Source organism: Isoptericola sp. NPDC019693, from assembly GCF_044389085.1.
Classification (GTDB): Bacteria; Actinomycetota; Actinomycetes; order Actinomycetales; family Cellulomonadaceae; genus Isoptericola.
In genome coordinates this window covers 260,831-273,323 of record NZ_JBIRXP010000005.1, presented here as the reverse complement: position 1 = coordinate 273,323, position 12,493 = coordinate 260,831, and the positions used below count along the sequence as shown (strand labels likewise).

Here is a 12,493-nt window from a genome sequence, read left to right as displayed (position 1 = left end):
GGGGTGCGGGGTAACGTTACCCCACCCCGAGTTCGCCCACCCGCCCCCGCGAGATTGCGGGGGGGGGGGGCCGCGAACGTTCGCGGCCCGCCCCCTCTTGATCTCGGCAGATCAGGCCTTCGGCTTGCGGGCCGGGGGCTCGCCCAGCTCGGACGCGGTGACGACGATGCCGCCCTGCACGTCCGGGTTGCCCTGCCCGTCGGTGGCCTCGACGACGTCGAGGGTGCCCGTGGCACGACCGGCGCCGCGCACGTCGTCCAGGGCCGACCGCACGCCGTCGAGCAGCGTGGCCGGCACGGCCATGGTGGCCGACAGGATCGGCGTGCGCATGGAGACCTTGGCCTCCGACTTGATCTTGCGCAGGGCGGCGAGCGCGTGCCCGGCGGCGGTGAGCTGGACCGGGTCCGCGTCGCCGGCGGCGCCGCGCAGCGGGGCGGCGACGGGCCACTCGGCGTGGTGCACCGACCCGGTGCGCCACCACGACCAGACCTCCTCCGTCGCGAACGGCAGGAACGGGGCCAGCAGGCGCAGCAGCGTGTCCACCGCGAGGGCGAGCGCCGTGCGGGCCGACTCGGTCTCGGCGGTCACCTCGGTGGCCGCGGCGCCGGCGCCGTACGCGCGGTCCTTGACCAGCTCGAGGTAGTCGTCGCAGAAGGTCCAGAAGAACGTCTCCGTGACCTCGAGCGCGCGCGTGTGGTCGTACGCCTCGAACGCGGCGGTGGCCTGCTCGACCACGTCCGCCAGACCGGCGAGCATCGCGCGGTCCAGGGCGACGGTGACGCGCGCCGGGTCGAGCACGATCTCGCCGGCGCCGGACTCCGGGTCGACACCGAAGGTCAGCGCGAACTTCGAGGCGTTGAGCACCTTGATCGCGAGGCGGCGGCCGATCTTCATCTGGCCGACCTCGAAGGCGGCGTCCGTGCCGAGGCGTGCCGCGGCGGCCCAGTAGCGCACCGCGTCGGCGCCGTGCTCCTCGAGCAGCGCCATCGGCGTGACGACGTTGCCCTTCGACTTCGACATCTTCTTGCGGTCCGGGTCGAGGATCCAGCCGCTGATGGCGGCGTGCTTCCACGGCAGCACCCCGCACTCGAGGTGCGAGCGGACGACCGAGGAGAACAGCCACGTGCGGATGATGTCCTGGCCCTGGGGGCGCAGGTCCATCGGGTACACGCGCGAGAACAGGTCGGCGTCGCGCTCCCAGCCCGACACGATGAGCGGCGAGAGGGACGACGTCGCCCAGGTGTCCATGACGTCGGCGTCGCCGACGAAGCCGCCGGGCACGCCGCGCTGCGACTCGTCGTAACCGGCCGGGGCCTGCGACGTCGGGTCGACGGGCAGCTCGGCCTCGGACGGCGCGATCGGGTGGTCATAGTCGACGCTGCCGACCTCGTCCACGCGATACCAGAGCGGCACGGCCACGCCGAAGAAGCGCTGACGGGAGATCAGCCAGTCGCCGTTGAGGCCGTTGACCCAGTTCTCGTAGCGCACGCGCATGAAGTCGGGGTGGAAGTCGAGCTCCTTGCCGCGCGCGAGCAGCTCGGCCTTCAGGTCGTGCTTCTCCCAGTCGCGCCCGCCGTTGCGGATGTACCACTGGCGGGAGGTGACGATCTCGAGGGGCTTGTCGCCCTTCTCGTAGAAGTTCGTCATGCGCTGGGTGGCGGTGGGCTCACCGTCCAGGTCGCCCGAGGCGCGCAGGGCGTCGACGACCGCCTTGCGGGCGCTGAACGTGGTCCTGCCCGCGAGCTCCTCGGCGTACAGGGCCTCGCCCGGTCCGCCGGCGATCCAGGCCGGCGTCTCGCGGGACAGGCGGCCGTCGCGCTGGATGACGGAGCGGGTGGCGAGCTGCAGCTCGCGCCACCACTGCACGTCGGTGAGGTCGCCGAAGGTGCAGCACATGGCGATGCCGGCGCCCTTGTCCATCGCGGCGGCCGGGTGCGCGAGCACCGGGACCTCGACGCCGAACAGGGGGGACGTGACGGTGGTGCCGAACAGGCCCTGGTACCGCTCGTCGTCCGGGTGGGCGATGAGCGCCACCACGGCGGGGATCAGCTCCGGGCGGGTGGTCTCGATGTACAGCGGGCTGCCGTCGGGGCGGTGGAACGCGACCCGGTGGTAGAAGCCGGGGTACTCGCGCGCCTCGAGCTCGGCCTGGGCGACGGCGGTCTGGAACGTCACGTCCCACAGGCCCGGCGCCTCCGCCTGGTAGGCCTCGCCGCGGTCGAGGTTGCGCAGGAAGGCTCGCTGGGAGGCCGCGCGCGAGGTGGCGTCGATGGTCTGGTAGTTCTGCGCCCAGTCCACGGACAGGCCGAGGCGGCGCCACAGCTCCTCGAACTGGCGCTCGTCGTCCGCGGTGAGCCGCTCGCACAGCTCGATGAAGTTGCGGCGGCTGACCGGCACCTGGTCGGCGGGCTTGACGTTCTTGCCGTCAGTGCCCTCGTGCGGCGGCTCGAAGCCCTCGACGTACGGCAGGGACGGGTCGCAGCGCACGCCGTAGTAGTTCTGCACGCGGCGCTCGGTGGGCAGGCCGTTGTCGTCCCAGCCCATCGGGTAGAAGACCTTCTTGCCGCGCATCCGCTGGAAGCGCGCGACCGTGTCCGTGTGGGTGTAGCTGAACACGTGGCCCACGTGCAGCGAGCCGGAGACCGTGGGCGGCGGGGTGTCGATCGAGTACACCTGCTCGCGCGTGGCGCTGCGGTCGAACGCGTACGTGCCCTCGGCCGACCAGCGCTCGTCGAAGCGCTGCTCCAGGCCGTCCAGGCTGACCTTGTCCGGTACCTCCCGGACCACCGCGCGCACGACGTCGCCGGCTACCGTGCCGGCGGGCGGGGTCGCTGCGGGGGTCTGCGCGGGCGCGGTCGGCGCCTCGGGGGTCGGGAAGTCGCTCATGGTCGGTCATTCTCCCAGATCTGCGGGCCTCACCGGGCATGCCTGTCTCGATCGGCGGACGGCTCGGGGACGCGCCCCGAAGTCTCTGACTAAAGTCAGAGGTGTGACGGTATCGAGGGGTGCGGGCGACGTGGGAACGGACCGGCAGGTCGAGGTCGTGCGGCGCTTCAACCGCGGCTACACGCAGCGGGTGGGAGCGCTCGAGGACTCGTTCCTCGGGACGGGGATGCCGCTCGGCACCGCGCGGCTCCTCTTCGAGATCGGCACCGAGCCGGGCACCACGCGCGACCTGCGCGACCGGCTCGGGCTGGACTCCGGCTACCTCAGCCGCCTGTTGCGCCGGCTCGAGTCCGACGGCCTGGTCGTCGTCGTGCCCGACGACGACGACCGACGTCGCCGGCGGGTCGACCTCACCGCCGCGGGACGCCGCGCCTGGGACGACCTGGAGCGCCGGTCGGTGGACCGGGCCCGCGACCTCGTCGCGCCCCTCACGGCGCGCCAGCGCGCCCGGCTCGCCGCCGCCCTCGCGGAGGCCGACCTCCTGGTGCGGGCCGCGACGGTCACCCTCGAGCGCGTGGACCCGGAGTCGCCGCTCGCCCGGCGGGCCGTCGCGGCCTACGTGGCGGAGCTCGACGAGCGGTTCCCCGGCGGCTTCGACCCCGGCCCGCCGCCGGCGGTCGGCGTGCGCGACGCCGAGGACGCGCGTCTCGTGCCGCCGTCGGGCGCGTTCGTGGTGGCGACCAGCGACGGCGAGCCGGTCGCGTGCGGGGGCGTGCGCACGCTGTCCGGGGGCGCCGACGGCTCAGGAAGCACCGAGAACGCCGAGAGCGCCGAGAGCCCGGCCGGCGGCGTGGGGGAGATCAAGCGCATGTGGGTGCACCCCGGCTGGCGCGGGGCCGGGCTCGGCTCCCGGCTGCTGCGCCACCTCGAGGGCGTCAGCCGCGACCTCGGCCACGGCGAGGTGCGGCTCGACACGAACGGGTCGCTCACCGAGGCGGTCGCGATGTACGAGCGGGCCGGCTACCGGCGCGTCACGCGGTACAACGACAACCCGTACGCCGAGCACTTCTTCGCCAAGCGCCTGGCCTGAGCGGGGCGGGCCGGGAGGGTGGCCCGGTATCACGTACCCGGTCGCCGGCCGGGGATAGGGTCGAGGCATGGCTGCGAACCCCGACCTGACCATCGGCTATGCCGCGATGCTGGAGCAGTTCCACCCCACCGACGTCGTCGAGTACTCGGCCTACGCGGAGGAGCACGGCTTCTCCGGCGTCATGGCCGCCGACCACTTCCAGCCGTGGGTGCCGCAGCAGGGCGAGGCGGCCTTCGTCTGGAACGTGCTGACGGCGCTCGGCGAGCGCACCCGCGGCGACCTGGGCCCCGGCGTCACCGCGCCGACGTTCCGCTGGCACCCCGCGATGGTCGCGCAGGCGTCGGCCACGCTCGCCGCCATGTACCCGGGCCGGCACTGGCTCGGCCTGGGCTCCGGCGAGGCGCTCAACGAGCACGTCGTCGCCGGCTACTGGCCCGAGGCCCCGGAGCGGATCAACCGCATGTTCGAGGCCATCGACATCATCAAGAAGCTGTTCGCGTCCGGCATCGACGGCAAGGACGTCAAGCACTCCGGGCAGTACTACAAGATGGAGTCCACGCGGCTGTGGACCATGCCCGAGGTGCCGCCCGAGATCCTCGTCGCCACGGCCGGCCCGATCACCGCGAAGCGCGCCGGCAAGCACGCCGACGGCCTCATCACCGTCGGGGCGCCGCTGGAGAAGATCGAGATGCTGTTCGGCAAGTTCGACGACGGCGTGCGGGAGTCCGGTCGGGACCCGCAGGGGATGCCCAAGGTGCTGCAGGTGCACATGTCGTGGGCGGAGACCGACGAGGAGGCGCTCGCGAACGCGATGACCGAGTGGCCCAACGGCGGCATGAAGTTCCCCAAGGCCGACATCCGCTCGCCGCACGACTTTGCGCAGATGGCCAAGCTGGTGCGCCCGGAGGACTTCGAGGGGCGCATGGTCATCAGCGCCGACCCGGACGAGCACCGCGCGGCCATCCAGAAGTACGTCGACCTCGGCTTCGACCGCATCTACCTGCACAACGTCGGGCGCAACCAGAAGGAGTGGATCGAGGTCTTCGGCCGCGAGGTGCTCCCGAAGCTGGTGCGGTGAGCGCTCGGCTCACGCTCTGGGCGCCCCCTGGGTTCCCGGAGGTGCGGCCCGGCGACGACCTGGCCCGGCTGGTGGGGGACGCCCTCGCCGCCGACGGCGCGGCGTCGGGTGACCCGCTCGCCGAGGGCGACGTCGTCGTCGTCACCTCCAAGATCGTGTCGAAGGCCGAGGGGCGCGTGGTGCGCGCCGCGGACCGCGAGCAGGCGATCACCGACGAGACGGTGCGCGTGGTCGCCACGCGCGAGCGGCCGGGCGGCCAGTCGCCCCTGCGCATCGTCGAGAACCGGCTCGGGCTGGTGATGGCCGCGGCGGGGGTGGACGCCTCCAACACCCCCGAGGGCACCGTGCTCCTGCTGCCCGAGGACCCCGACGCCTCGGCGCGCGCCCTGCGCGCCGCCCTGCGTGCGCGGTTCGGGCTGGACCGAGTCGGCGTCGTCGTCACCGACACCGCCGGGCGGACGTGGCGCGACGGGCTCACCGACATCGCGATCGGCGCGGCCGGGGTGGACGTCGTCGACGACCTGCGCGGCGGCGTCGACGCGCACGGGCGCCCGCTGTCCGTGACCGTCACCGCCGTCGTGGACGAGGTCGCCGCCGCGTCGGAGCTGGTGCGCGGCAAGGCGGAGGGGCGCCCGGTCGCGGTCGTGCGGGGCCTGGCCCGGCACGTGCGCGCGGGGGAGGGCCCCGAGGCGGACGGACCGGGGGCGCGCGCGCTGGTGCGACCCAGCGCCGACGACCTGTTCCGCGAGGGGAGCGCCGAGGCGTACGCCCGCGGGCTCGCCGACGGGGCGCGTACCGGTCCCGCGAGGACGTGAGAGCGCTCGCGAGGCCGCGCGCGTCCGGGTGAGCCGGCGCCGACCCCGCGCCTGCCGGGCGGTCGCGCGGGACGCTCCGGGAGATTCCGCTCGCACGGGCCCGACGCCGTCGCCTACGGTGCCGACATGCCCCCGCCCGAGACGTCCCTGCCCGCCGACTGGATCGAGCACCGCCGCCCCGAGGACCGCGAGGCGCTCGGGTGGCTGCGCCCCGACGGTGACTCCTGGGTCGCCGTCTCCCTGCTCGGCCGCGACGTGAGCGGTCCCCTCGACTGGACGGACGCCGAGGAGGCGCTCGAGGCGACCGGCCTGTCGTGGATGGCCGACGTCTGGACGCTCGAGCGCGACGCCGGCGGGCCGCTGCGGGTGCGGCTCGTCGAGGTCACGCCCGACCACGTCGTCGTGCAGACGGACGACTTCGGCGCGATCGACGCCGCCGTCGAGCGGTTCGAGCTGCCCTGGCCCGCGCCGGCCGCGCTGCGCCCGCGGCGCGAGGGCGACCCCGACGGCCGGGTGCTGTTCGCCCGCTAGGCGGGCCGACGGCGGTCATGGGGGTCAGCCGGCGTCGGTCGTGCCCTCGTAGAGGCCGATCCGGTTGCCGTCCGGGTCCTCGAGCACCGCGAACCAGCTTGTCGGGCTGATCTCGGACTTCGCCATGAGCACGGTGCCGCCCAGCGTGGTCACCTTGGCGAGCGTGTCGTCGATCGAGTCGACCTCGACGTAGCTGCGCGGCTGCTCGAAGCCCTCCCCGCGCGGAGCGAGCCCGCCACCGCTGACCTGGTTGGGGGCCTGCCACATCGGATAGTCCTCGAAGCCGGGCGGTGCGTCGATCTGCCAGCCGAACAGGCCGGAGTAGAAGCCCTTCGCGCGCTCCTTGTCCGTCACCGGGATGTCGAGGTGCGTGATGTCGCCGTGAGCCATCGTCGTGCTCCTGGTCGTCGGGATCGGTCGTCGGGGTGGGTCGGGTCCGGCCCGTCTCCACGCTAGTCGCGCGGCCCGGTCCGGCACGGCGGGTGCCGGGGGCAAGGTTTCTCGGCGCGTCGTCTGGTAGACGCCGTCGCACGTCGTGATACTCGGTCTCGGCGTTCAGCGTCGAACGCCTGCGGACACAACAAGGGAGTTGTCATGCACCTCGCTCGTCGCACTCGTCGTACCGTCCGGGCCGCCCTCGCCGCGGCGTCGGCCGTCGCGGTCGCGACCGCCGGCCTCGTCGCCGTCGCCGCGCCCGCCTCGGCAGCACCGGACCCGCAGAAGTACGTCGCCCTCGGCGACTCGTACTCCGCGGGGTCGGGCATCCTGCCGCCGGACCCCGACGCCCCGCTGGCCTGCCTGCGCACCACCCTCAACTACCCGAGCTTCCTCGCCGACCGCCTCGACGCCGACCTCGTCGACGTCACCTGCGGCGCGGCCCAGACCAAGGACCTCACGAGGGCCCAGTACCCGGGCGTCCCGGCGCAGCTCGACGCCGTCACCGAGGACGCGGACCTCGTCACCCTCACCATCGGGGGCAACGACAACAGCACGTTCATCGGCGCGCTGCTGGCCTGCGGCTCCGCCGGCGCCCTCACGGGCGGGCGTGGCAACCCGTGCGAGCGCACGTACGGCGACCGGTTCACCAGCCAGGTCGAGGAGTCCACCTACCCCGCCGTGCGGCAGGCGCTCGAGGACATCCAGGCCCGGGCCCCGCACGCGCGCGTGGCGATCCTCGGCTACCCGTGGATCCTGCCCGCGGAGAAGGGATGCTTCGCCAAGCTCCCCGTCGCGGCGGGCGACGTGCCGTACCTGCGTGACCTGCAGACCACCCTCAACGACGTGATCGAGCGGGCCGCCGACGAGACCGGCGCGACGTTCGTCGACCTCGCCGAGCGCAGCGAGGGCCGCGACGCCTGCGCGCCCGCGGGCGAGCGCTGGGTGGAGCCGCTGCTGTTCGGCAGCAACGTGGTGCCGGTGCACCCGAACGCGCGCGGCGAGAGCGCCATGGCCGACGCCGTCCTCGACGCGCTGGGCCACTGATCCGGGCGGCGGACGGGCCGCGCCCCGGCCGTCACTCCGCGGGCGGCACGACCGGCGTCGGCGTGCCGCCCGTGATCCGCACGAGCTCGTCGTAGGACGTGGGGAACACGGTCCTCGCGTGCCCGGCCGCGGCCCACACCACGTCGTGCCCCCGCAGGTCGACGTCCACGAGGGTCCGCACCGGGGCGGGGTGCCCCACGGGCGCGACGCCGCCGATCACCTGACCGGTGGCGTCGCGCACCGTCTCCTTGCTCGCCCTCGCGAGCCGGCCGCCGAGACGGGAGCCCAGGAAGTCGGTGTCGACGCGGTGGGCGCCGCTCGTCAGGACGAGCACGGGCTCGTCGTCGAGCGTGAAGACCAGGGAGTTCGCGATCGCGCCGACCGGGGCGCCGAGCGCCTCGGCGGCGCGCGCGGCCGTGGTGGCGTGGTCGTCGAGCCAGCGGACCTCGCCGCCCGCCCCGGCGGTCGCCAACGCCTCCCGGACCCGGTCGACGGCCGGGTGGGACGGCGCGCGGTCCGGCCCGGCCGGGCCGCCGGACGGCGAAGGCGTGTCCGCCACGGCGGCCGTGGTGGCCGTGCTGATCGTGGCGGACGTGGCGGGTCGCTCGTCCTCGGGGGTGACGTCGTCGCCGGAGAGCCACCGCAGCCAGACGGTGCGCGGGTCGCCCTCGAGGACGAGCGCCCGCACCAGCAGGGTCAGCGGGATCGCGAGGATGGCGCCGAGCGGGCCGATGACGAACGTCCAGAAGACCACGGACATGAAGCTGAGCGTGAGGCTGAGGCTCACGGCGTCGGAGACGAACTTGGGCTGCACGAGCACCTGGAGCACCACGTTGACGACGCAGTACACGGCGACGACGCCGAGGGCCAGGGGCCACCCGCCGACCACGAACGCCATGATGACGGGCGGGATGAGGCCGAGCACGAACCCGATGTTCGGGATGAAGTTGGTGACGAAGGCGAGGATCGCCCACACGACGGGAGCGGGGACGCTGAGCAGCGCGAGGGCGAAGCCGTCGATGATCGCGACGATCGCGCCGAACGTCGCGTTGACCACGAAGTAGCGGCGCACCCCGGTGCTGAACCGCGTCGCACGAGCGATCTGCGGCGCGTGGGTGGAGCCGAAGACGCGGGACGCGGTGGCGTACCGGGCGGCGTCGGCGGCCATGAAGATCGCGTACGCGAGCACGAAGAAGAAGGCCGTCGCGACCGACAGGACGCTGCTGCTCACGCTGCCCGCGAGCGACAGCAGGCGGGAGGGCTCCAGGAACGACGTCGCGGCGTCGGTCACCTGTGTGTCCAGGCCGAGCTCGGCCAGCTGCGCGGCGATCAGCGACACCGACTGCTCGAGGTCGCGGAAGTACTCCGTCACGAGGTCGGCGAACTGGAAGCCGGCGAAGACGAGCATCGCGAGCAGGGCCGCGAGGATGAGGTACGCGACCACGATCACGGCCGTGGTCGCCGCCCAGCGGGGCCAACCCCGGGCCTCGAGGGGCCGGCGCACCGGGTGGCAGATGATGACGATCACGGCGGCGAGGAACATCGGCGCCAGGACGTCCGACGCCCAGTGCACCCCCGCGAGCACGAGGACGGCCGCGCCGAGGGACAGGAGCGTGCGGGTGGCGGGGTTGAGGCCGCCGGGATCGGTGGTCGGTCCGCCGGGCGCGGCCGTCACGGTCGAGGTCACCCCGTGACCCTAGCGACCGCGACCGGCCTCGGCGCGCGCGACCACGCGGCGGCGGACGCTGCGGGACGGCTCAGATCCAGCGCTTCCACCGGAAGACGGCGAAGAGCGCCACGCTCACGCTGAGCATGGCCACCAGCGCCGCGGGGTAGCCCCACGCCCAGTGCAGCTCGGGCATGTCGTCGAAGTTCATCCCGTACACGGTGCCGACCAGCGTCGGGGCGAACAGGATGGCCGCCCAGCCGGAGATCTTCTTGACCTCCTCGCCCTGCCGGATGCTCACCTCGGTGAGGTGCGTCATCTCCTCGTTCTGCCGCTGGGCCACGAGCGTCGCGTTCACGGTGAGGATGTCGCGCAGGGCCGCGCGGAACGACTCGACCCGGTCCGCGACCTCGGTGAGGTGGTCGGCGACGTCGCGCAGGTAGGCCTGCATCTCCTCGGTGACGCCGTACTTCTCCGCGCCCTTGGCCAGCGACCCGCACACGCGCTGCAGCGGTCGCACCGCTCGCTGGAACTCGACGACCTCGCGCGAGAGCTCGTAGATGCGCCGCGACACCGCCGCGTCGCCGCCGAACACCTCGGACTCGATCTCGTCGATGTCGCCGTCGAGGCCGGCGACGACCGGGGCGTAGTCGTCGACGACGCGGTCCACGATCGCGTACAGGACCGACTCGGGGCCGCGGGCGAGCATGGCGGGGTGGGCCTCGAGGTGGGTGCGCACGCCCGACAGGTCGGGGCACGCGCCGTGGCGGACCGTGACGACGAAGTCGGGGCCGACGAAGACGTGCAGCTCGGAGAACTCGACCTCCTCCGCCTGGTCGAGGTAGCGGGCGGCGTGCAGGACGACGAACAGCGTGTCGCCGTAGCGCTCGATCTTGGGCCGCTGGTGCGCCACGATCGCGTCCTCGACAGCGAGCGGGTGCAGGTCGAACTCGCGGGCGAGCTGGGCGAGCTCCGTCTCGTCGGGGCGCTCGAGGCCGATCCACGCCATGCCGCCCGGGTGGGCGCGCAGCTCGCGGAAGGTGTCGGCGAGACGCGTGAAGCTCGCGACCCGGCGGCCGTCGGCGTCGTACAGGGCCGACTCGACGATCGAGGAGCGGCCGGTCACGTCGCGCCGGGCCGGCGCGGCGTCGGGGCGGGCGCTGCTGCCGATGCGGCCGCTCGCGCCGGAGGCGGGCGTGGCGCGGCGGGGGCGCAGCGCGCCGAGCAGGGGACGGGTGCGGACCGTGCGGGAACCGGTGGCGCGGGGCGAGGTGACGGACATGGCGGACTCCGAGCGTGCAGGCGCGCAGGCACGTGCAGGGGTGGGCACGGCGGTGCGGGCACAGGTGTGTGCGTGGACGAGGACGTCGGTCCCGCGACTGCGGCTGGGGGCGCCCCTGGTACGTCGGGGTGCTCGGAGATCGGCGGCGCCCGGCAGGGCCGGCACGCCGCGGCCGCCCGGCGCCGCCGGGCGGGGAGCCGTCAGTCGCGGCTCGGACTACTGGGAGGCTCGCTACGGGTCATGTGGCGTGCACCTCCCTCGTCGTCCTGCGGCGTCCGCCGCTGCTGCTCAGGCCGTCCGCCAGCATAGCCCCGCGGGTGCGTCCCGGCCACGGCGCCGGGCACGGCGGCGGGGTGATCTCCGCGACGTCGCGCCCAGGGACCGCGGCTCCTGGCTCAGCGGCGCGGGTCGACGACCACCATGCCGGAGCGCGGCGTGCCCGCGAGGCCCGGCAGGAGGGACGCGCCCTCGTCCAGGCCGACGACGCGGTCGACGAGGTCGGCCGGGCGCAGCGTGCCGTCGGCCACCAGCGCCAGCATCTCCGGATAGTCGGCCGCCGCCATCCCGTGGCTGCCCAGCACGTCCAGCTCCCAGCCGATCACGCGGGACATCGGCACGCGGGGGTGGCCGTCGACGGGCGGCAGCAGACCGACCTGCACGTGCCGCCCGCGGCGCCGCAGGCTGCCGATCGCGTCGGCGCAGGTGCGCTCGCTGCCGACGGCGTCGACGCTCACGTGGCAGCCGCCGGTGAGGTCCTGCACCGCGGCGGCGACCTCGACGTCATCGTCGGCGCGGAGGGTGTGCGCCGCCCCGGCCCGGCGCGCGGCCGCGAGCGCGCCGTCGTGCCGGTCGACCGCCACCACCTCGGCGCCGAGCGCCGCCGCGACCATCACGGCGCTCAGCCCCACGCCGCCCGCGCCCACCACGACCACCCGTTCGCCCGGACGCACGCGGGCACGGCCGGCGACCGCGCGGTAGGCCGTGGCGAAGCGGCACCCGAGGCTCGCCGCCGTCGCGTCGTCCACCCCGTCGGGCAGCGCGACGAGGTTCGTGTCGGCGGCGTGCAGCACCACGAGCTCCGCGAACGAGCCCGCGTGCGTGAACCCCGGCTGCGTCTGCTCAGGGCATACCTGCGCCTGCCCGGAGCGGCACCAGTCGCAGCGTCCGCAGCCGCACACGAACGGCGAGGTCACACGGTCGCCGACGCGCCAGCGCCCGACCCCCTCGCCCACCGCGGCGACGACGCCCGCGAGCTCGTGGCCCGGGACGTGGGGGAGGGAGGTGATGTCCGTGTCGTGGCCTGCCCAGGCGTGCCAGTCGCTCAGGCACAGGCCGCTCGCGTGGACGCGGACGACGACGCCTCCGGGCGGCGGCGCGGGATCGGGCACCTCGCGGACCGTGACAGGGCCGCCGAACCGGTCGAACGTCATCGCACGCACGGGGCGATCCAACCACGGCCGGCGACCACGTGGTGGACCTGTCGGCAGGTGGAGAGGGCGGCCCATACTGTCCTCAACCGATGGATTTACTCGGGAATTGTTCCGGGGTCTGGCCGGAGGAATTCCGTCGGCCTACGGTCTCGCTCCGACGTGACGGACGGGCGGGGCCGAGAGTGTCGGGCCGAGGGCAAGCGGAGGGGCGTGCTGTGACGGATTCTGCCAAG

Annotated in this window: 10 protein-coding genes and 1 pseudogene; 5 read left to right on the top strand and 6 right to left on the bottom strand. The window is 74.1% G+C overall.

What is annotated here, in order from left to right:
- Positions 1–111 precede the first annotated feature (111 nt).
- The gene (gene valS / locus ACH436_RS16390; RefSeq protein WP_430561261.1) at positions 112–2,886 is read right to left on the bottom strand and encodes a valine--tRNA ligase; all 2,775 of its coding nucleotides are present in this window, start codon (positions 2,884–2,886) and stop codon (positions 112–114) included.
- Between the two features lie 103 nt (positions 2,887–2,989).
- Here valS and ACH436_RS16385 point away from each other — a divergent pair, with 103 nt between their 5' ends.
- The 4 genes from ACH436_RS16385 to ACH436_RS16370 all read left to right on the top strand — a co-directional run bounded on the left by ACH436_RS16385 (position 2,990) and on the right by ACH436_RS16370 (position 6,400).
- The gene (locus ACH436_RS16385) at positions 2,990–3,976 is read left to right on the top strand and encodes a GNAT family N-acetyltransferase (protein WP_430561260.1); all 987 of its coding nucleotides are present in this window, start codon (positions 2,990–2,992) and stop codon (positions 3,974–3,976) included.
- Positions 3,977–4,043: 67 nt separating this feature from the next.
- Positions 4,044–5,054: a TIGR03557 family F420-dependent LLM class oxidoreductase gene (locus ACH436_RS16380; RefSeq protein ID WP_430561259.1), complete on the top strand. Its 1,011-nt coding sequence runs from the start codon at positions 4,044–4,046 to the stop codon at positions 5,052–5,054.
- Entirely contained in the window at positions 5,051–5,869 is an 819-nt protein-coding gene (cofE, locus tag ACH436_RS16375) for a coenzyme F420-0:L-glutamate ligase (RefSeq protein ID WP_430561258.1), read from the top strand. Before ACH436_RS16380 ends, cofE begins: the two co-directional genes overlap by 4 nt.
- Before the next feature lie 126 nt (positions 5,870–5,995).
- Entirely contained in the window at positions 5,996–6,400 is a 405-nt protein-coding gene (locus ACH436_RS16370; RefSeq protein ID WP_430561257.1) for a hypothetical protein, read from the top strand.
- Between the two features lie 24 nt (positions 6,401–6,424).
- Here ACH436_RS16370 and ACH436_RS16365 read toward each other — a convergent pair whose 3' ends face one another.
- Positions 6,425–6,790, bottom strand: coding sequence for a VOC family protein (locus tag ACH436_RS16365; protein WP_430561256.1), 366 nt, complete (start codon positions 6,788–6,790; stop codon positions 6,425–6,427).
- A 204-nt stretch (positions 6,791–6,994) separates the two neighbouring features.
- Between ACH436_RS16365 and ACH436_RS16360 the strand changes: the two genes are divergently transcribed.
- Positions 6,995–7,882, top strand: coding sequence for an SGNH/GDSL hydrolase family protein (locus ACH436_RS16360; RefSeq protein ID WP_430561255.1), 888 nt, complete (start codon positions 6,995–6,997; stop codon positions 7,880–7,882).
- Positions 7,883–7,913: 31 nt separating this feature from the next.
- Here ACH436_RS16360 and ACH436_RS16355 read toward each other — a convergent pair whose 3' ends face one another.
- The 4 genes and pseudogenes from ACH436_RS16355 to ACH436_RS16340 form a co-directional block, all read right to left on the bottom strand.
- Complete coding sequence (locus tag ACH436_RS16355; RefSeq protein ID WP_430561343.1) at positions 7,914–8,354, bottom strand: YbaK/EbsC family protein; 441 nt, start codon at positions 8,352–8,354, stop codon at positions 7,914–7,916.
- A 261-nt stretch (positions 8,355–8,615) separates the two neighbouring features.
- A pseudogene (locus ACH436_RS16350) lies at positions 8,616–9,455 on the bottom strand (AI-2E family transporter); the annotation flags it as partial.
- Positions 9,456–9,639: 184 nt separating this feature from the next.
- Positions 9,640–10,830 (bottom strand): magnesium/cobalt transporter CorA, encoded by a 1,191-nt coding sequence (gene corA / locus ACH436_RS16345; RefSeq protein WP_430561254.1) that lies wholly within the window; start codon positions 10,828–10,830, stop codon positions 9,640–9,642.
- Positions 10,831–11,225: 395 nt separating this feature from the next.
- Positions 11,226–12,269 carry an alcohol dehydrogenase catalytic domain-containing protein gene (locus ACH436_RS16340; protein ID WP_430561253.1) on the bottom strand — a complete coding sequence of 348 codons (1,044 nt, stop codon included), beginning with the start codon at positions 12,267–12,269 and terminating at the stop codon, positions 11,226–11,228.
- Positions 12,270–12,493 lie beyond the last annotated feature (224 nt).

Bases quoted from the DNA above. Each gene is read 5' to 3' on its own strand.
- valS (WP_430561261.1), bottom strand. From the start codon at position 2,886: ATGAGCGACTTCCCGACCCCCGAGGCGCCGACCGCGCCCGCGCAGACC.
- ACH436_RS16380 (WP_430561259.1), top strand. From the start codon at position 4,044: ATGGCTGCGAACCCCGACCTGACCATCGGCTATGCCGCGATGCTGGAG.
- ACH436_RS16370 (WP_430561257.1), top strand. From the start codon at position 5,996: ATGCCCCCGCCCGAGACGTCCCTGCCCGCCGACTGGATCGAGCACCGC.
- ACH436_RS16365 (WP_430561256.1), bottom strand. From the start codon at position 6,790: ATGGCTCACGGCGACATCACGCACCTCGACATCCCGGTGACGGACAAG.
- ACH436_RS16360 (WP_430561255.1), top strand. From the start codon at position 6,995: ATGCACCTCGCTCGTCGCACTCGTCGTACCGTCCGGGCCGCCCTCGCC.
- corA (WP_430561254.1), bottom strand. From the start codon at position 10,830: ATGTCCGTCACCTCGCCCCGCGCCACCGGTTCCCGCACGGTCCGCACC.